Source organism: Streptomyces lancefieldiae, assembly GCF_031845825.1.
In the GTDB taxonomy this organism is placed as follows: Bacteria; Actinomycetota; Actinomycetes; order Streptomycetales; family Streptomycetaceae; genus Streptomyces; species Streptomyces lancefieldiae.
Window position 1 is genome coordinate 1 of sequence record NZ_JAVRFH010000079.1, and the last position, 19,748, is coordinate 19,748.

The window sequence follows — 19,748 nt, forward strand, 5'->3', positions numbered from 1 at the left end:
GCCCACGATGTGCTGGTAGTCCACTGCCAGCACCGATGCCGTCATGCCCTCGGTCCGGTGCGGCACCGTCGATCCCGCAACCGCCCTCTGCGGCAAAGACTCCGGCACCACGGCCGGCTCCTCGGCCAGCACCTCCGTCACCGTGACCCGTGCATCCACCAGGCGCTGAAGCGCACGTTCCGCCTCATCGAGCGCGGCACGCAACCGCGCCACCTCCTCCCGGATCCCCTTCTCCCTGGCCTCCAACAGACCGATCACCGACGGCACCAGGCACCTCCACGACCAAGACGAGCGGACGAAACACCCCCATCTCTCCCGCCGCCAGCCGGAGTTCACACCCACCCAGCCCAAACCAAACGATCACGTTCGGAAAGCGGATGACGTCTCAGCCATCTGGGTGTGCACGTGGGAGCTGACGGCACTTGTCGCTCAGACCGGGCATGCCCGTCGTCGCCCGGACTCGTGGGTCACGGCACGGACCGTAGAGGCGGGTGCTGAGTCGTTATCCCTGAGGGTTGGAGCAGTGGCGGAGGTTCCGGGCCAGGATCCTCGGTGACGATGACGCCGGCGGTCGCATGGTCGAAACCGGCCGGCCAGCGAGTGTTCTCGCTGGCCACCGCGCCGGTCAGACGTGCCTGGCGAAGGTCGGCCGTGTTCAGGTCAGCGCCACGCAAGTCGGCCAGACGCAAGTCGGCGTGGCGGAAGACCGCGCCGCCCGCGTCAGCCTTGCGCAGATTCGCCTCGCGCAGGTCCGCCTCGGTGAAGTCCGCTTCGCGCAGGTCGGTTTCGACCAGCCGTGCGCCTCGCAGGTCGGCCAGAACGCAGCGGGCCCGGCGTAGGATCGCGGTCTTGAGGTCGGCGTACCGCAGGTTGACCGAGACGAGAGAGGCCTGCGTCAGGTTCGCGTGATACAGGCCCGCCGCCTCCATACAGGACCGGTCGAAGTTGACCTCATGCAACCACAGCCCGTCGCAGTCGGCCCTGCGCAGGTCCGTGACGCTGAGGTTGATCCAGGAATGTTCCCGGGGTTGCAGCAACAACACGCCGAGCCCGGTCAGCGCCACCTGGGCGTCGGCGGCACGAATCTCCAGCGGCACGACGTCATTGATGGGCACGTCCGCCGCTGGAGCCTCCGGTCCGGCGGGCGGCCAGGACAGGTGTGTACGCAGGTAAGCAGCCTGGATGGAGATGACGGCCTCGCGGTCGCGGGCGGAATGCTCCGCGATCCGCCACAGCGCATGGAGCCCGCCGATGCGTGTTTCCAGCTTGTCACTGCCGAGCTGATCGACGGCCGTGCTGAACCGGTCGGTGACATAGCCCTCCTGGGTGGCGCGCAGACCTTCCTGGCTGACGCGCAGTTGCCTCCAGGTGGCGTATGCGCCGAACAGTACGACCATGCCGCCCACGGCCTGCAGAAGAGTCGTACGGACGTCGTTCACCGCTTTGAGCCGGTCCTGGGCGGCGACGCTTGCCCCGGCGAGATCGTGGTCGACCACGACACCAGGCAGGACGACGAGCATGGTCCCCAAAACGGTCAGCACCGCCGTCCCAGCCATCAGGGCCGCGATGGCACGATGTCTACCCACCCGGTCGCGCCACGGTCTGCGACCACGGCCCAGCTCCCCCATCCCCATAATGGAACCCTAGTCCAGGCGCCTCGCCCGGGGCGATCAGCCCCGTCTCGTAGGCGAAGACGACGGCTTGGACGCGGTCGCGCAGGTCCAGCTTCGCCAGGATGCGGCCCACGTGGCTTTTGACCGTGGTCGGGCTGAGGAACAGCCGGGAGGCGAGTTCGGCATTACTGAGGCCCGTCGCGAGCAGGCGGAGCACCTCGAGCTCGCGTGGGGTCAGGCCGGACAGGTCGCGGTGCGGGGCGATGGTCTGCGGTTCCTCGCGATGGGCGAAGCGCTCGATCAGCCGACGGGTGATCGTGGGTGCGAGGAGAGCGTCGCCGGTCTGCACCAGGCGTAGCGCTGAGACCAGATGTTCGGGGGTGACGTCCTTGAGCAGGAAGCCGCTGGCGCCGGCCGTGAGCGCGGCGTAGACGTAGTGGTCGAGGTCGTATGTGGTGAGGATGATGACCCGCGTTCCGGCCGGGCCGGCGTCGCCGATGATGCGCCTGGTGGCCTCGATGCCGTCCATCTCCGGCATCCGGATGTCCATGAGGACGACGTCGGGCCGCGTACGGCGAACCGCTGCGACAGCCTCGGCCCCGTCGGCGGCCTCGGCTGTCACTTCGATGCCGTCCGCGGCCAGGATCATCTTGAAACCGGTGCGTACGAGGGCTTGATCGTCGGCGATGACGGCGCGCAGAGGTGGCCGGTCCGCGGTCATACCGCGCTCCGAGGGATGCGGGCCGTCACGCGGTAGCCGCCGGCCGGCGTCGGACCGGTCGTCAGCTCACCCTGGTAGACGGCCAACCGCTCGCGCAGCCCCATGTGGCCACGGCCGTTGCTCTGTACGGTCGGGGAGTCCTCGGCGCCGCCGGTGTCCGTGATCTCGATCTCCAGACAGTCGTCGGTGTAGCCGATGGCGACGGACGCCTGCGCGCCGCGCGCATGTTTGATCGTGTTGGTCAGCGCCTCCTGTACGACGCGATACGCCGCGAGGTCCACCCCCGGTGGCAGCGGGTCCGGCGGCAGCGAAACCCCGACGCTCACGGGCGTACCGGCGGCGCGTACTCGTGCGACGAGCGCGTCGAGCTGTGCGAGCCCCGGCTGGGGCTCCAGCCCGTCGGGCCTCTCGTGGTCCGCGGCGGCCAGCAGGCCCATCACGTGGCGGAGTTCGGCCATGGCGGCCCGACCGCCCGCCTCGACGGCCAGCAGTGCCTCCTTCGACTGTTCGGGCGCCATGTCCATCACTTTGCGGGCTGCGCCGGCCTGGATCACCATCACGCTCACATTGTGGGTCACGACGTCGTGCAGTTCGGCGGCAATGCGGGCACGTTCCTCCTCGACGGCGCGGCGCGTGGCCTCCTCCTGGGCCTCCTGCAGTTCTGTGACCCGGTCCCGGCTGGAGGCCAGCCTCAGTTGCAGGAAGCGGACGAGGCTGGCCAGCATCCCGGCCACCAGGAGCACGAATCCCGGGCTGGACCAGCCGGGGAGCACGGGTTCCGCGTTGCGGAAAGCGAAACCGGACAGCGCGGCGGCGATCACCAGGACGGCGATCGCCGTTGTCCGGTAACGGCTGTATACGACGGCGCTGTAGGCGCCGATGACACAGGCCAGGACGGTGATCCAGGAGGCGGAGCTGCCGATGGCCAGTGCTGCGCCCAGCACCACCACGAACAAGGTCAGCGGATACCGGCGCCGGGCTGCCAGTGGCAGCGTCGACAGGATGACCAGGGCCCAGGGCGTGGAGGAGGGTTCTTTTTCCACGGGCACTTGACCAGGGTCGGGCGGCGAGGGCGGGGCCGGGACGCCGGTCCCGACGTCCACCGTAGGGGGGTTGATGTCCACCGGCCCGTCGCCGGGATAGCGCACCGCCACGAACAGGGCAATGGCGGTCAGTACGACCGCCAGCACCACGTCGGCGCGCACCGCTCGACGGGACGGCGGGGCCGGTTTCGCCTCCGGGCGTAGCGCGTCGGCGAGTTGCTGATGCCGGCTGCGCCGGTCTTCCGTCTCCATCCGTGCATTGTGCTGCGCTCTCCGCCCGGCCCGCGTCCGCCTGCTCGGCCAGGGCATTGCCCAAGAGGCCTACTTCTCAGGGATGACTCCGCGGCCGAATCCTCCGCAGGAAGGGCCTGATGTCGGTCCCGCGGCCGACGCGCCCCATACGTGGCACTTCTAGGTTCGCAGGACCGGCAACGGCATGTGCCTCTCGCGATCGTAAGGACGGACAACTCGTATGCATCAAGTGATCGAACTGGAGGGTGTGGCGAAGCGCTACGACAGCGCCGGCGCGCCGGCGCTCGGACCGCTCACGCTCAGCGTCGCCAAGGGTGAGGCCCTTGCCGTGACGGGCCCCTCCGGCAGCGGCAAGTCCACGCTGCTGAACCTCGTCGCCGGCCTGGACAAGCCGACCGAGGGCGCCGTGACCGTGGCCGGGCGACGGATCGACCAGTTGAGCGAGCACGCCCTCGCCAAGTTCCGTCGCGAGCACATCGGCATGGCTTTCCAGTTCTTCAATCTCCTTGACGACCTCACCGTCACCGACAACATCCAGCTCCCGGCCCAGCTGACCGGGGCCAGTCGGCGCAAGGCCGCGGCCCGCGCGGGTGAGCTCATGGAAATGCTGGGCATCCAGAAGCACGCCCGCGCCTACCCGGGCAGGTTGTCCGGAGGCGAACGCCAGCGAGTCGGTGTCGCCCGGGCGCTGGTCAACCGGCCCGCGCTGCTGCTCGCCGACGAGCCGACCGGCGCGCTCGACACCGCCTCGGGCCACGACGTCCGCAATCTGCTCCTTGATCTGCACCGTGCCGGACAGACGATCGTGCTGGTGACGCACGACCTGTCCCTCGCGGAGGCGTGCGCGAGCCGCACGATCCACCTGGTCGACGGTCACCTCGCCCTCGACACGTACGCGCAGGCCGTCCGATGAGCCTGTTCGGTACCGGCGCGCTGGGCCGGGTCGTACGCTCCGGGGTTCGCAGGCGGCGGGTGCAGACCGTGGTGATCGCCGTGGCCACGATGATGGCCGTGGCCTCTGCCGTGGTCGCCGGGTCGCTGATGGTCGCCGCGGCAGCCCCCTTCGACAATGCCTTCAAGAAGCAGCGGGGCTCGCACATCACCGCCCAGTTCGATCCGGCCAAGGCGAGTGCGGCCGAACTGGCGAAGACCGGAAAGCTGCCCGGCGTCGCCGAGAGCGCAGGGCCGTACCCGTCCACGTCGGTCCGTCCGGTGGACCGGGCGGGCTTCCAGTTACCAACGCTGACCCTGGTCGGGCGGTCCGGTCCGGACGGCGCCGTGGACCGGGTGGATCTGAAGTCCGGCCGGTGGGCGCGGAAGCCCGGCGAGATCGTGCTCGACGCGTCGTTCGAGGGGCCCGCCATCGGGATCGGCGCCGCCCTGAAGACCTCGGACGCCAAGAACGCCCCGACCCTTTCGATCGTCGGCTTCGCCGTGTCCGCCAGCAAGACCGCCGACGCCTGGGCAGCCCCCGCGCAGGTCGACGCGCTGGCGTCGGAGGGCAGCCCGGTCACGAGTCAGATGCTCTACCGCTTCGACTCCGCGAGCACGAAGCAGCAGATCCTCGCCGACCGGAAAAAGCTCGTCGCCTTCGTGGGGTCAGGGGCACTGCTCGGAACCCAGTCCTGGCTGGACACCAAGCGCGCCGCTGATCAGGGTGCGGCGGCGACCGTCCCGTTCGTGATGGCTTTCGGCACGCTCGGCACCATGATGTCGGTGATCACCGTCAGCAGTGTGATCAGTGGCGCGGTCGGCAGCAGCCTGCGCAGGATCGGCATCCTCAAGGCCATCGGCTTCACCCCACGCGAGGTCGTACGCGCCTACGTGGCCCAGGCCCTGATCCCGGCCATCGGCGGCATCGCCCTGGGTATCGTCCTGGGCAACCTCCTTGCCGTGCCCCTGCTGTCCGACACCGAGTCGGTGTACGGCGGCGTCTCGCTCTCGGTGGCCTGGTGGGTGGACGTCGCCGTACCGGCCGCGGCCCTGGTCGTCGTGGGGATCGCGGCGCTGATTCCCGCGCTGCGGGCCGGAAGGCTGCGCACGGTCGAGGCCATCGCGGTCGGCCGGTCGCCGCGCACTGGGCGCGGCCAGTTGGCGCATCGGGCGATGGGGCTGCTGCCGCTGCCGCGGCCGGTGACCTACGGTCTCGCCACCCCCTTCACGCATCCGGTACGTACCCTCGCGATGCTGCTCGCGGTGGCGTTCGGCACGGTCGCGGCGACGTTCGCTGTGGGGCTGACCTCGTCCCTGAACGCGATCGGCACCTCCCAGGACCCGGAGAACCGTGCCGCAGTCACGGTCACGACGACCAAGGCGATCGAAGTCGCTCCCCCGCCGCCTCCTGCCGGGGGCGACGCGGGAGATCCGCATCCTCCTGGCGGCAGCGATTCAGGCCCGCCTCCGGGGGAGAACAGCGTGGCGAGCACGTCCAAGAAGCCCAAGGTCGCCGACCCGGCGAAGGTGCGGGCCGCCGTCACGTCGCAACCGGGCACGGAGTCGTACTACGGCAAGGCCCAGACCGAGGTCGCCGTGGCCGGGGTCTCAGGATCGATCCAGGCCAGCCTCTACGAGGGCGATTCGCGCGCCGGAAGCTACGAGATGCTCTCCGGGCACTGGATCACCGGCAAGGGACAGGTCGTGGTGCCCTCGCGCTTCCTGGAGAGGACCAGCACCAAGCTCGGTGACACGGTGCGGGTGACCTACGCGAAGGAGACCGCGAACCTGCGGATCGTGGGCGAGTCCTTCGACACGTCGGGCAGCCAGCTGGAGATCCACGCGGACATGGCCGACTTCAAGTCGGCCGAGCCCAGCACCTTCCTCGTCGAAACGAAGTCCGGCGTCTCCACCGACGACTACGCCCAGAAGGTCGCCGCGGTCGTACAGCCGCTGGGAGGCGACGCCACGACCGGCTCCGAGTCGGGGCAGGACGGCGTCATCCTCGTCATGGCCGCGATGGCGGTGCTTCTCACCCTCATGTTGATCACCGTGGCCGGTCTCGGCGTACTCAACTCAGTAGTCCTCGATGCCCGGGAGCGCATCCACGACCTGGGCGTCTGCAAGGCGATCGGCATGACGCCGCGGCAGACCATGGGCCTCGTGCTCGCCCCGGTGGCCGTGATCGGCGTGATCGGCGGGCTGATCGGCGTGCTGGCGGGGTACGCGCTGCACAGCCTTGTCATGCCGGTGATGGGGCGTGCCGTAGGCACCAGTCTGCCGTCGTCGGTCCTCGATGTGTACGGGCCTGTTCAGCTGCTCCTGCTGGGACTGGGCGGGGTCGTGCTCGCGCTGCTGGGTGCGCTGCTCCCGGCGGGCTGGGCGGCCAGGGCGCGTACGGCCACGGCGCTGCGCACCGAGTAGCGTCTGGCGGAGCGCGAGCTGCTGGGCGGATCCGCCAGGTCCGCGGGGTTGGGCTGCCCGTACAGGCGTAAATGCCGATGGCCCCGTCCAGGCAGGTCCTCTGAGAGGGACTCGGGAGGCCCGGACGGGGCCCGGCAGCGGGAAGCGTTGCGGGGTGTCGGCGGCGAGACCGGGTGTGGGGCAGCAGCTCCGACCCGGCCTCGCCGCCGCACAGATCCGGCCCCTGCTCATCCGCAGAAGTCCCCCGAGACCGCCTCCCGAACCGTGGTAGGGCACAAGAGACGCACGACTACCTCGGTATCAGTGAAACGTCGCACCACGGCTCACTCGTCCTCCTGCCTCCGCATACGCCGCAGCACAGGTCTGGCCCTCGGCTGGTGGCGCTCCTGATCGGCGAGTTGGCTCGCGAGTGCGGCCGACGTGGGCGCTATGAAAACCATACGGATCGGCAGTTCCGCCTCGACCAACGCTTGGGCCATCGTCGTCTCCGTCGGTCCATACGCGTTGACCAGCCACTGCCCCGGCGCCCACACTCCACCTGTTCCCCGCCCAGCGCTTCATCTGCCGACACCAGAGAAGGTCGGCTCATGCCTTGTGTACCCTCGATGGACCCGGCGTGGCAGGAACGCTACGGGGCGCGGGTCGACGCCTACCGGCTGCCGACCGACGAGCAGGAGCGGCACACCCTCGCCCGGCAGATCGCCACTCACGGATACCGCCTGCTCGAAGCTGTCTTCGCGCCGATGGCGCCAGGATGGCTGCAAGCAGGTGCCTGCCGTCACCGTCCTGCGCACGGTGTGGGGGCAGCAGTTCACGCGCACCGTCACCGACGGCGAAGAGGAGGTGACCTGGCGGGGGAAGGACGATCTCCCGCCGAGCAGAGCGATGGTCGCCTCGCCCTACGATCCTGAGGCCCGGTACGCCAAGAAGCGCGGATCCGCCTGGGTCGGCTACAAGATCCATCTCAGTGAGAGCTGTGACGACCCTGGGCGTCGAAGCGCCCGCACTTGGTCACCCACGTTGTCACGACCGACGCCACGGTCAACGACGCGATGGTCGTCGATTCGATCCAGGTGTCGGTTCTTGTCCACCAAGCCGGACGTTCCAGAGGGCTGACTCATCGGACCGCATGGCTGAACCACGAGAACGAACTCCGACTGCGAGGGCGCATCGAACCGGTTGGCGGCCGAGCACGTGTCGAAGGCCCGGGAAGCTTCGGCCGAGTGCTTGTGGCCCCGTAGGCCGGCACCAAAAACGCGGACGCCCGACCGGGCTGACGAAGTCTCGTTCCTGCAGCGGCACCGGGGCGAAGGCCTCGGGCTCGCCCGGAGCGCGCTCGTCGACATCGGAGTCCACACGATCATCCTCGACGCTGTGGCGTACCTCGAACTGTGCGAGCGCTTCAACGGCGGGCACTTCCTCCACCACGTCCCCGAGGCCGACTTCAAGGACGACGGCTCGGTGCTGCGCACAGCGGACCTGATCGCCGCCGACGGCTGGGAGGTCGACCTGCCGCTGTGGGCGGACGCCGCCAAGTGCGGGCCCTGCCACCCGGGCACGACTCGCACCGATCCCGCGCGGTGAACCGCAGGCCCCGGCCGCCCGGCCGGGGCCTGTCGGCACACCCCCGGGTGAGATTCCCCGAAGCGGCCCGCCGAGCGGTGGCGCCCGCCAGGATGGGCGGGGTGACCAACCCCACCGCAGACCTCTGGCACCACTACGGCCGCACCCGGCACGCCACCGACCGCACCGTGCCCGACCGCTTCTCCTGGAGCTGGGGCCAGGACAGCGGGCCCGCAGCCGAAGTCCTCGGTGACATCACCGAGCGCTGTGTCGGCGACCTCGGCGCCGGTGCCGCCCGGCATGCAGCCCACCTGGCCGTCCACCACCAGCCCGCCCGCATCGTCGCCGTCGATGCCTCGCCCGCACAGCACGCCATGGCAGCCGACCTGTACGGCCATCTCGCCTCACGTCTGAGCCTGGTCCACTCCGACGTGACCCGGCACCTCCACGCGATGCCCGACACCTTCGATGTGCTCTACAGCGTCTTCGGAGCCGTCGACTTCGCCGAGCCGCGCGCCCTGCTGCCGGCGGCCGCCGCTGCGCTGCGCCCTGGCGGCCGTCTCGTGTTCTCTACCCTCGCCCACCACCTCGGCGGCGAGCCCGCCCGGACGTGCAGCACACCGAGATCGGCGCCAGGACCCCGGACGGCGAGGCGGCCACCGTGCACCGCTGGGTACTTCAGGAGCAGGTGTGGACCAAGCTCCTCGACGAGGCCGGCTTCACCCGGATCAGCACCGAGACGCTGCCCGGAGGGACCGGACCGCGCACCGCAGACACGCTTCTGGTGACCGCGTTCCGCACGGGCCAACCCGCCGTGTGACGCTCCCACGCCGCCTACCCGGGCTTTGGGGAGCATTGGAAGGGAAATCAGCGGTAGCGGCGGCTCGTTTGCCTGCGCGCTTGCGGATACCCGGCTCCGACCGGGGGGTCGGCCTCGCATCTGATGCGAGGCCGCGCGCCGGATTCGACCTGGTGGCCTGGTGGCATCGCCATCGGTGATCCAGGAGGTGCTCGGGGAACACCGGCCCTCGGGGCGGGGCGCTACAGAGGCTGCGCGTTGGCCGCGGCACGGATGGAGGCGTCCTGCACGCTCCGGACTGCGAAGAGGCACCACACGGGGAGCCGGTGCTCGATCTGGAACACGCCTGACCTCGCGGAGAACCCGGCGATGCGGTTGGTTGTGCATAGTGTGGCTGCGCTCACGAGCTGACGCCCTTGCTGCGCGGGTTCTACGACATCACTGACGGTTCCTGACTGCGTGCTTCCGGACTCCTCCGGGAGCGTTGATCGGTCGCCTGGGAGTAGGCCAGGTCACTGAGGGTCGACCACGTCCACGTCGTACGTGAGGACCCAGGGCCGGTGTCCCTCTCGTCTGCAACGCACCCACACGATCTTGCGTCTTATCGGCGACCACTACCGGCGTCCTAAGGCTTGTACCGCAAACTGCCTGCTCAGGGCCTGATGGCATGATCGAAGCGTGATCAGTGAACCCGGCCGTTCTGGTGCGTTGCGGTATGTCCTGTTTGATGTTGATGGCACGTTGATCGACGCCGTGGGCAATCAGCGGCTGGTTTGGCGAACGTGGGCAGAGCGATACGGACTGGACCCCGATGAGGTCTACCGAGTGGCGCTGCGGACGAGACCGATGGAGACCTTCGCGCAGGTTGCTCCGGACCAGGACCCCGGGGAGTGCCTTGCTGCACTGCACGAGCTGGAGGACGAGGACGTCCGCTCCGGCGCCTATACGGCCTTCGGCGGGGCCTCGGAGCTGCTGAGTGCTCTGGAGCCCGGGTCCTGGGCACTGGTGACTTCGAACTATGAGCACCGGGTTCGTGGACGCTTCGCACGGGCGGGCTTGCCGGTCCCGGAGGTCCTCGTGGATGCGGCCGCCGTGGAGGAAGGCAAGCCGTCGCCCGTGCCGTATCTGCAGGCAGCCGCGCGACTTGGTGCCAAACCGGAGGACTGTCTGGTCATCGAGGACGCCCCTTCCGGGGTGGAGTCCGGGCTGCGTGCCGGGATGACGGTATGGGGTGTCAACGCCCCTACGGCGGTGGACGGCGTGCATCGTCACTTCGGCAGCCTCCGCGAAGCGGTCCGCGACGTCCTTGCCTTCGTGTCCGGACCCCGCCCTCGCGAGCTGGAGGGATCAGCCGCGATGGAATGATCTTGATGTGGCTGGTGTGATCACGGCGTCGGAGCTGTCTTGGACAGTCCCGTTCTCCGGGCTGAGCCCGCGCCAGTTCATGAAGCTGGTGACGGCGCTGCGTCGCGAGGGGGTCGACGCCACCCGCCGGGGCAGGCCGTGGAGCCTGCCACTGGCAGACAGGACACTGCTGGTCACGGCGTACTGGCGCACAAACTTGACGATGCGCCAACTCGCCCCGTTGTTCGGCATCTCCAAGTCCGCTGCTGACCGCGTCATCGCCCACCTCGGTCCGCTCCTGGCGCTTCAGCCTCGGTGCCGCTTCGCAAGAGACGCCGTGCTCATCGCGGACGGCACCCTGGTACCCACCCGCGACCACACGATCGCCGCGCAGTCCAAGAACTGCAGGTACTCCACCAACCGCCAGGTGGTCATCGACGCCGATACCCGCCGGGTCGTCGTAGTCGGCCGGCCTCTGCCGGGCAACCGCAACAACTGCAGGGCGTGGGAACAATCCGGTACCAAAGCCGCCGTCGGGAGGACGATGACGATCGCCGACGGCGGCTATCCGGGCACCGGGCTCGTCATGCCCCACCGCCGACGCAAGAGCGAAGAACTCCCCGCCTGGAAGCAGGAGCACATCCGCTCGCACAAGCAGGTCCGCGCCCGCGTCGAGCACACTTTCGCCCGAATGAAGACCTGGAAGATCCTCCGCGACTGCCGTCTGAAGGGCGACGGCGTTCACCACGCCATGCTCGGCATTGCCCGAAGCCGACGGGTTCCGCCCCGACGAGTTCTGGATGCCTCCGCTGCTGTTGACGGTCGCGCTGGCTTCGGCGTAAGGGGCGCGGACGTTGTCGGCGACAGCGACGGCGGCTCCGGCCGTCGCGACCTCCACCGCCGCCGTCCAGGACGTCGAGCAGCGTGTCCTTGACTTCCGCAGGGCCGAGCGTGCCTTCTCCCGGCGTGCCGAATCCTTTCACTCACGGACGGTGAAACCGGGCGTAGTTTTAGTCCGGTTTGGGGGCGGCAGGGTGGGGCCAGGAAGTCGTCCGACCTTACGGAGAGGAACACTTTGAAGAACAACAGGAAGGCGGGCGTCGCTGCGCGTGCCGCCCTCGCCGTGTCCGCAGCCTTCGCCCTCGCTCTGTCCGTCGCGGCGCCCGCCGCGGTGGCCGCCCCCGCCGCGGACCCTCACGGGCTCTCGTGCGAGAAGGGCAAGCACAACATCGACGACTACACCGGTTGGGCGCTGTGCACCAACGTCGGGAGCGAGCCCATCACCTTCTGGGTCCACCTGATCTGTGGCTGGTCGCCCGACGCGGACGGTGAACACATCCGCCTCGAGCCGGGCGACTCCGGCCAGTCGACCGCGCACTGCTCAAGCCTTGGCTCGGGGATCGGTGAGATCCAGGTCCGCTCCTCCTGACAGCAGGCGCCGCAAAAAGGCGTACCCCCGACTGTTGCCCGGGGGTACGCCTTTTCCGCTGTGTGCCCGCAGCGCGCGGCACAGGCCTGGCGGGCGCCTTCAGAACGCACTGCGGTCCCCGGGCCGGAGTACGGGCCGAGGGTGTTGCTACCTGGCCTCCCGGAAGAAGAACGTCGGGCGCAAGCGGAACATCGTCACCGACACTCTCGGATTCCTGCTGGCCGTGCTGGTCACCGCGGCAAGTGTGCAGGACTCCGCAGCCGGCGCCCGGCTCCTGGACCAGGTCGCCGCCGACCATCCCGGCATCCGCAAGGTGTGGGTCGACGGCGGCTACCGTCAGCACCTCGTAGAACATGCCGCCGTTCTCGGCATCGACATGGAAATCACCGCTCGCGAGCCCGGGACCAGAGGTTTCACCCCCGATCCCGAAGCGTTGGGCGGTCGAACGGACCTATGGCTGGCTCATGCTGCACCGCCGCTTGGCCCGCGACTACGAAACCCTGCCCACTCGCCCGTGACGCGGTGACGCCCGCCGAGAGCGTGATGTCCAGACCCGAGTAGTCGGCCGTGGCGGCGTCCTCGACTGCCACTCCGTCCAGGACCGTGCCGACGGAGCGGTTGGAGGCGAACAGGCGAAGGGTGTCCACCGGAAAGGCCCGCTCGTCGAGGTCTCTTCGCATGACGGTGCCGATCTACCCGGTGGCTCCGACGATTCCGACCTCCAGGAGAGTTCCTCCTGACTTCTGCAGGTGTCCTGTCTTGTGAGCTCTGCGTCGCGGTGGCCGGACGGGGGCCGCCTCGGACCATCCCGTGAGGCGCCTGGGGCCGTGCCGGGTACGGATCCGGGCCCGGCGAGTTGAGCGATGAAGTCGTCGACCATGGCGATCTGCACGTCCTCGGGAAACCGTGCCGGGTCGAAGAGGGACTGGACGACAAGTCCGTGGACGAAGGCACGGCGGCGGCCAGTCGGCCGGTGTCGGCCTTCGCGAGGATCTCCCCGAGGTCACGAGCCGTCTCCAGATGAGGGCGGAGACTGTCGCGCAACCTTGTGTACCGGTCAGCCTGTTTTGCGGCCAGCGTGGCCGGCACCCCGACCGCAGCGACCTGGCCAAGCGCATGGGGGGCGACCGACGTCCTGGCCGCGGACGACCGGGCAACCGTCGGCTTCGTCCGGGACGAGACCGAAGGCGGCGTCGCCGAGTGCGCGGGAACCCGGTCCGCCCTCGACCTCGCGATCGACCTGGTCCGGCCAGGCCGGCAGGATCGGTTCCGTCGGGGTCCCCAACGGCGTGGAGCGCGTCGACCTTTACCGACTGTTCCGCCACAACATCGTCCTGCGGGCCGGGGTGACTCCGGCCCGCCGCTACCTGGAACCTCTGCTGGCGGAAGTCCTCGCAGGGCAGCTCGACCCCTCGCCGGTACTTTCCACCAACCTGCCCCTGGACGCCGTCGCGACCGCCTATCAGACCATGGACACGCGCCAAGCCATCAAGATCGCAACCTGGGCATGACGCACCGGGCGCAGCCCGACAGGGTCGATACCCCGTCGTCTCGTGGCCCGCGCGGGTGACCATGGTTGGACCGGGTTCCGACGCGTTGTTCGTGTGGTACTGCAGCTCGTTGTTGTTGCCGGTGCCGGGGTCCGCGCCCCATTTGGCCGAGTCGGGCCTGGTGCCCGCCGGGGAGTCGAACTCGTCCTGCCAGACGATCCGGGGTGGGTCCGCGGGGTCGGAGGGCAGCGGAGGCGGGACGATCGGGTCTCCACCGGTGCCGTACACCCGGAACTCCCACAGCGAGTAGCCGTACTGGGTGGCCCGCTTGGCACCGTGGACCAAGTACGGGCGTCGGCGGACACCTGGATCTGGAACGCCTTGGCGTAGGCGGCTTCCCAGTTCAGGGCGACCTCGCTGATCGTGGCGTTGAAGCACCCCGGTCGACCTGGATCCACTGAGGGGCGGCGAAGGCGCTGGACCAGCGAGTGCCTGGGTCGCCGTCGACGGCCTGGGCGCCGACGAACGGGTCCTCCGTGGACGAGACCGTCACTGGTCTGCCCTGGTAGAGCAGGGTGTCGGAGGCGTGGGCGGGCGGGGGACCCGGAAGGCCGGCGAACGACAGCAGGATGACCGCGAGGGCTATGAACAGGCCCAGGCGGCGGCGCACAGGACTCACGGCTGCTCCTTGAAGCGATGGAGTGGGGCGAGAGGGGGTGGGGAGCGCTCTCTGGAGGGGGAGCCTGCTGCTGTCAGAGGAGAGTGTCAAGGGTTTACGTTTGCCTTGAGAAAACAGGTGATGCATACCTGATGGGTCATCAACTCGCGCTGAGCGGGGGCACTTCAGTGTTCCGTGCTCGTCATGTCGACCGGTGGCCAGCCTCTGGCGCGCGGGTGACCAGGAGGTTCGTCGGCACTCTTTGTCTCGCGCGTGGAAGAAGTGCTGGAATCTTGTGCGGAACGGGTTACGGAGTTCAAGAAAGCTCGCTAACTTCCTTGAAATGAACCGGTCATGGAGCGTGACCGGTCGACGGCGCGACGACGCGCGCCTGTGCATCCCGTGGCAGTCCGGTGAGGCCTGTCGTCATCCCACCCCACTCATGGGAGACCTCTGTGCGCACGAAACCGCTCAGACACAGACGTGTCCGCTACCTACTGACCGCCGCGGCCTGTGCCGTCGGCTGCCTGCTGCCCATGTCCCCGGCCACCGCCCATCACCAGGGTCCTGAGCACGAAGCTGCGGAACCGGCCGCGGCCGGGGAGTTCCAGCAGGTCACGCTCGCCAAGGGCGTGGCCGAGACGGGCGAGCCCATGACGCTGGCGGTGCTGCCGGACCGCTCGGTCCTGCACACCTCGCGGGACGGCACCGTCCGGCTGACGAACGCGGCGGGGGCGACCACCGTCGCGGGCAAGCTCGACGTCTACAGTCACGACGAGGAGGGTCTGCAAGGCGTCGCCGTGGACCCCGGCTTCTCGTCCAACCGGCACGTCTACCTCTACTACGCCCCCAAGCTGAGCACGCCCGGCAGTGACGCCCCGGCCGACGGCACCGCCGCCGACTTCGCCCCCTTCGACGGGGTCAACCGGCTGTCCCGGTTCGTCCTGAAGACCGATGGCACCCTGGACCTCACCGGAGAGAAGAAGATCCTCGACGTGCCCGCCTCACGGGGTACATGCTGCCACGTCGGCGGCGACATCGATTTCGACGCGGCCGGAAACCTGTACCTGTCCACCGGCGACGACACCAACCCGTTCGCCTCGGACGGCTTCACCCCGATCGACGAGCGTGCGAACCGCAACCCCGCTTACGACGCCCAGCGTTCGTCCGGCAACACCAACGACCTGCGCGGCAAAGTCCTGCGGATCAAAGTCGCCGCCGATGGCTCGTACTCGATCCCGAGCGGCAACCTCTTCCCGCCCGGCACCGCGAAGACCCGCCCCGAGATCTACGCGATGGGCTTCCGCAACCCCTTCCGGATGAGCGTCGACAAGGCAACGGGCATCGTCTACCTCGGCGATTACGGACCCGACTCCGGCACCGCCAGCCCCGCACGCGGGCCCGCCGGACAGGTGGAGTTCAACCGGATCACCAAAGCGGGCAACTACGGTTGGCCGTACTGCACCGGTGACAACGACGCCTACGTCGCCTACGACTTCGCCACCGGAGCATCGGAACCGGCGTTCAACTGCGCGGCCCCCAAGAACGATTCACCGCACAACACCGGCCAGACCGACCTGCCTCCCGCCCAGCCCGCCTGGATTCCCTACGACGGCGGCTCCGTGCCCGAGTTCGGCAACGGCTCGGAGTCCCCGATGGGTGGCCCGGTCTACCGTTACGCCGCTGCCTCCACCTCCGACGTGAAGTTCCCCGAGGAGTATGACGGCGACTTCTTCGCCGGCGAGTTCGGCCGCCGCTGGATCAAGCGGATAGAGGCCGGCGGCGACGGCACCGTGCAAGCCGTCAGCCCCTTCCCCTGGAGCGGTACCCAGGTGATGGACATGGCCTTCGGCCCGGACGGCGCCCTCTACGTCCTCGACTACGGCACCGGTTACTTCAGCGGCGACGAGAACTCCGCCCTGTACCGCATCGAGCACGTCACCGGCGGTCGCGCCCCGACCGCGCAGGCCAAGGCCGACGTCACCTCCGGCAAGGCGCCCCTGGCCGTCTCCTTCTCCTCGGCCGGGACCTCCGACCCCGACGGCGACGCTCTCACTTACGCGTGGACCTTCGGTGACGGCGCCACCTCAACCGCCGCCAACCCCTCCCACACCTACACCGCCGACGGCCAGTACACCGCCGCCCTGAAGGTCACGGACTCGACCGGTAAATCCGCGACGGCTTCTGCGCACATCACCGTCGGCAACACCGCCCCGACGGTCAGGCTGGACCTGCCCGTGGACGGAGGAATCTACGACTTCGGCGCCGCCATCCCCTTCAAGGTGACGGTCACCGACGCCGAGGACGGCACGATCGACTGCTCCAAGGTGAAGGTCACCTTCATCGTCGGCCACGACAGCCACGGCCACCCGCAGACCTCGGCCACCGGCTGCACCGGCTCCCTCCAGACCCTGGCGGACGGCGAGCACGACCCCAACGCCAACATCTTCGGCGTGATCGACGCCGAGTACACCGACAACGGCGCGAACGGCCAGCCTGCACTGACCACGCACGACCAGCACGTCACCCAGCCCACCCACCGCCAGGCCGAACACCACGGGGCCTCCTCGGGCGTCCAGGTCGTCTCCCACGGCCCCGCACACGGTGGCAGGACCGTCGGCCACATCGAGAACGGCGACTGGATCGCCTTCACGCCGTACGCCCTCGACAACGCGACGACGTTCACCGCCCGGGTCTCCTCGGCGGGCGCGGGCGGCTCCCTCGAGGTACGCGCCGGATCGCCGACCGGAACCCTGCTCGGTACGGCGACCGTGCCGGTCACCGGCGGCTGGGAGACCTTCCAGGACGTGACCGCCACGCTCGCCGGCCAGCCGAGCGGAACGACGTCCCTCTACCTCGTCTTCAAGGGCGGCAGCGGCTCGCTGTTCGACGTCGACGACTTCTCCTTCACCACCTCCGGCGGCGGCCCCCGCTCGGGCGAGGTGAAGGGGGTCAACGGCAAGTGTCTGGACGTGGACGGTGCCAACACCGCCGATGGTACGCAGGTGCAGCTGTGGACGTGCAACGGGTCCGGTGCGCAGACGTGGACGGTCTCGGGTGACGGCGCGCTGAAGGTGCTGGGCAAGTGTCTCGACGTCTCCGGCGGAGGCAGCGCCGACGGTACGCGGATCCAGGTGTGGACGTGCAACGGCACGGGCGCACAGCAGTGGGCGCCGCAGTCCGACGGCACGGTCCGCAACCCGCAGTCCGGCAGGTGCCTGGACGCGTCCGGCGGAACGTGGAACGACGGAACCCCCGTCCACCTGTGGACCTGCCACAACGGACCCAACCAGAAATGGACCCTGCCGTAGAAAGGAGGCGACCGTCATGCGCACACCTTTGAAAGCGGCCCTCGGCCTGTTCGCCGGCGCCGCGCTCTGTCTGGCCCCGCAGGCCGCGGCCCTGCCCGAAGCGGGGAGCCCTTCCGTCACCGCGGAGAACCGCGCGGCGGCCGACCCGGCGCACGAGATCCTCGTCTTCTCCAAAACGGCCGGCTTCCGGCACTCCTCGATCGACGACGGCATCGCGGCCCTGCGCGACCTGGGCACGGCGAACAACTTCACCGTCGACGCGACCGAGGACGCCCAGGCCTTCACCACCGCCAACCTCGCCCAGTACAAGGCGGTCGTCTTCCTGTCGACGACGGGCGACGTGCTGAACGCCACCCAGCAGACGGCCTTCGAGCAGTACGTCCAGGGCGGCGGGGGATACGTCGGCATCCACGCCGCCGCCGACACTGAATACGACTGGCCCTTCTACGAAGGCCTTGCCGGGGCACTCTTCCACTCCCACCCGGCCATCCAGTCCGCCACCGTGAAGGTGGAGGACCGGGCGCACGACGCCACCGCCCACCTGGCCGGCACCTGGCAGCGCACCGACGAGTGGTACAACTACCGCACCAACCCGCGCACCAGCGCCCGCGTCCTGGCCTCGCTCGACGAGTCCAGTTACTCGGGCGGGAACATGTCCGGAGACCACCCGATCGCCTGGTGCAAGGAACACCAGGGCGGCCGGGCCTTCTACACGGGCGGCGGACACACCGACGAGTCGTACTCCGAGCCGGCCTTCCGCCGGCACCTCCTCGGCGGCATACGCTGGGCCGCGGGCATGACCGAAGCCGACTGCCGCCCCGAGACCGGCTACACGTCCCTCTTCGACGGCTCGTCCACCACCGGATGGAAGCAGGTAGGTCCGGGGAGCTTCACCCTCGCGGACGGCACCCTCACCTCCGTGGGCGGGCTGGGCATGCTCTGGTACTCCGCCAAGGAATTCACCGGCGACTACTCCCTCAAACTCGACTGGAAGGCGGTCGGAGACGACAATTCCGGGGTCTTCATCGGCTTCCCCGCCTCCGACGACCCGTGGTCCGCAGTGAACAACGGCTACGAGATCCAGATCGACGCCACCGACTCGGCCGAGCACACCACGGGCGCCGTCTACGGGTTCAAGTCCGCCGACATCGCCACGCGCGACGCCGCGCTCAATCCGCCGGGGGAGTGGAACACCTACGAACTCCGCGTCACCGGCGAGCGGCTGGAGGTCTTCCTCAACGGCCGCAAGATCAACGACTTCACCAACACCGTCCCGGCACGCAGCCTCGTGCAGGGACACATCGGCATTCAGAACCACGGCGACGGCGACGACGTGTCCTTCCGCAACATCCGCATCAAGCAGGGCGGAGCCCAGGAGCCAGGCCCCCGCTCGGGCGAGGTGAAGGGGGTCAACGGCAAGTGTCTGGACGTGGACGGTGCCAACACCGCCGACGGTACGCTGGTGCAGCTGTGGACGTGCAACGGGTCCGGTGCGCAGACGTGGACGGTCTCGGGTGACGGCACGCTGAAGGTGCTGGGCAAGTGTCTCGACGTCTCCGGCGGAGGCAGCGCCGACGGTACGCGGATCCAGGTGTGGACGTGCAACGGCACGGGCGCACAGCAGTGGGCGCCGCAGTCCGACGGCACGGTCCGCAACCCGCAGTCCGGCAAGTGCCTGGACGCGTCCGGCGGAACGTGGAACGACGGAACCCCCGTCCACCTGTGGACCTGCCACAGCGGACCCAACCAGAAATGGACCCTGCCCTGACAGACACTGACCGGTGAAGCGACTGCCCCGCCGTGAAAGAGGGGCAGTGCTGTGTGCCGCTGTCTGGGACGGCGGCACACAGCGGGTGTCGGTCAGGAAGCTTCCTGGCATTGGCGATCGTTGCGTGATGCACGACGCCACCGGTGGCAGGCGGAGCCTCCCCCTGAGTGGTGGACACGCTGATACTGGATCTGCTTGATCCGGAGGAAGCGAGAACACCGCCGATGGCGATGAAGGACTACTCGGACGAGTTCAAGGCCGATGCCGTGGCCATGTTCGAGTCCACGCCCGGGGCTACCTACAAGAGCCTCGCCGCCGACCTGGGCATTAACAGGAACACCTTGCGGAACTGGGTACTGCGGGACCACGAACGCCGCGGGATTGGCCCGGACGCTGCCCG

General features: G+C 69.1%; 14 protein-coding genes and 4 pseudogenes. 12 read left to right on the forward strand and 6 right to left on the reverse strand.

The window, feature by feature from the left end:
* From RM812_RS37715 to RM812_RS37730, 4 genes and pseudogenes are all read right to left on the reverse strand, one after another.
* Positions 1-267, reverse strand: a pseudogene (locus RM812_RS37715) (hypothetical protein); the annotation flags it as partial.
* 200 nt (positions 268-467) lie between these two features.
* A complete protein-coding gene (locus RM812_RS37720; RefSeq protein WP_311584575.1) occupies positions 468-1,520 on the reverse strand; it encodes a pentapeptide repeat-containing protein in 1,053 nt (350 codons plus the stop codon).
* A 58-nt stretch (positions 1,521-1,578) separates the two neighbouring features.
* Positions 1,579-2,334, reverse strand: coding sequence for a response regulator transcription factor (locus tag RM812_RS37725; RefSeq protein ID WP_311584578.1), 756 nt, complete (start codon positions 2,332-2,334; stop codon positions 1,579-1,581).
* On the reverse strand, positions 2,331-3,629 hold the full coding sequence (locus RM812_RS37730) for a sensor histidine kinase (protein ID WP_311584581.1): 1,299 nt from the start codon (positions 3,627-3,629) through the stop codon (positions 2,331-2,333). The genes RM812_RS37725 and RM812_RS37730 overlap by 4 nt, the downstream gene beginning before the upstream one ends.
* Positions 3,630-3,849: 220 nt before the next feature.
* Here RM812_RS37730 and RM812_RS37735 point away from each other — a divergent pair, with 220 nt between their 5' ends.
* From RM812_RS37735 to RM812_RS37770, 8 genes and pseudogenes are all read left to right on the forward strand, one after another.
* On the forward strand, positions 3,850-4,542 hold the full coding sequence (locus RM812_RS37735) for an ABC transporter ATP-binding protein (RefSeq protein WP_311584584.1): 693 nt from the start codon (positions 3,850-3,852) through the stop codon (positions 4,540-4,542).
* On the forward strand, positions 4,539-6,986 hold the full coding sequence (locus RM812_RS37740) for an ABC transporter permease (RefSeq protein WP_311584587.1): 2,448 nt from the start codon (positions 4,539-4,541) through the stop codon (positions 6,984-6,986). Before RM812_RS37735 ends, RM812_RS37740 begins: the two co-directional genes overlap by 4 nt.
* 1,374 nt (positions 6,987-8,360) lie before the next feature.
* Positions 8,361-8,570, forward strand: coding sequence for a glycine-rich domain-containing protein (locus RM812_RS37745; RefSeq protein ID WP_394816572.1), 210 nt, complete (start codon positions 8,361-8,363; stop codon positions 8,568-8,570).
* Between the two features lie 101 nt (positions 8,571-8,671).
* On the forward strand, positions 8,672-9,337 hold the full coding sequence (locus RM812_RS37750) for a class I SAM-dependent methyltransferase (protein ID WP_311584590.1): 666 nt from the start codon (positions 8,672-8,674) through the stop codon (positions 9,335-9,337).
* Positions 9,338-10,026: 689 nt separating this feature from the next.
* The gene (locus tag RM812_RS37755) at positions 10,027-10,713 is read left to right on the forward strand and encodes an HAD-IA family hydrolase (RefSeq protein WP_311584594.1); all 687 of its coding nucleotides are present in this window, start codon (positions 10,027-10,029) and stop codon (positions 10,711-10,713) included.
* A 7-nt stretch (positions 10,714-10,720) separates the two neighbouring features.
* A pseudogene (locus tag RM812_RS37760) lies at positions 10,721-11,461 on the forward strand (transposase); the annotation flags it as partial.
* A gap of 306 nt (positions 11,462-11,767) precedes the next feature.
* Entirely contained in the window at positions 11,768-12,121 is a 354-nt protein-coding gene (locus tag RM812_RS37765; RefSeq protein WP_394816573.1) for a hypothetical protein, read from the forward strand.
* Between the two features lie 163 nt (positions 12,122-12,284).
* Positions 12,285-12,639: pseudogene (locus RM812_RS37770) on the forward strand (transposase); the annotation flags it as partial.
* Here RM812_RS37770 and RM812_RS37775 read toward each other — a convergent pair.
* Positions 12,592-12,801, reverse strand: a pseudogene (locus tag RM812_RS37775) (aspartate-semialdehyde dehydrogenase); the annotation flags it as partial. The pseudogenes RM812_RS37770 and RM812_RS37775 sit on opposite strands and share 48 nt — an antisense overlap.
* A gap of 609 nt (positions 12,802-13,410) precedes the next feature.
* Here RM812_RS37775 and RM812_RS37780 point away from each other — a divergent pair.
* Positions 13,411-13,632: a hypothetical protein gene (locus RM812_RS37780; RefSeq protein WP_311584597.1), complete on the forward strand. Its 222-nt coding sequence runs from the start codon at positions 13,411-13,413 to the stop codon at positions 13,630-13,632.
* Positions 13,633-14,014: 382 nt separating this feature from the next.
* Here RM812_RS37780 and RM812_RS37785 read toward each other — a convergent pair whose 3' ends face one another.
* Positions 14,015-14,290 carry a discoidin domain-containing protein gene (locus tag RM812_RS37785; protein ID WP_311584600.1) on the reverse strand — a complete coding sequence of 92 codons (276 nt, stop codon included), beginning with the start codon at positions 14,288-14,290 and terminating at the stop codon, positions 14,015-14,017.
* Between the two features lie 434 nt (positions 14,291-14,724).
* On the opposite strand from RM812_RS37785, the gene RM812_RS37790 reads away from it, so the two are divergent.
* The 3 genes from RM812_RS37790 to RM812_RS37800 all read left to right on the forward strand — a co-directional run.
* Entirely contained in the window at positions 14,725-17,580 is a 2,856-nt protein-coding gene (locus RM812_RS37790; RefSeq protein WP_394816574.1) for a lectin, read from the forward strand.
* Between the two features lie 16 nt (positions 17,581-17,596).
* Complete coding sequence (locus tag RM812_RS37795) at positions 17,597-19,348, forward strand: lectin (protein ID WP_311584603.1); 1,752 nt, start codon at positions 17,597-17,599, stop codon at positions 19,346-19,348.
* Positions 19,349-19,572: 224 nt separating this feature from the next.
* Positions 19,573-19,748: transposase (locus tag RM812_RS37800; RefSeq protein WP_311584614.1), on the forward strand; the 176-nt coding region annotated here is incomplete at its 3' end.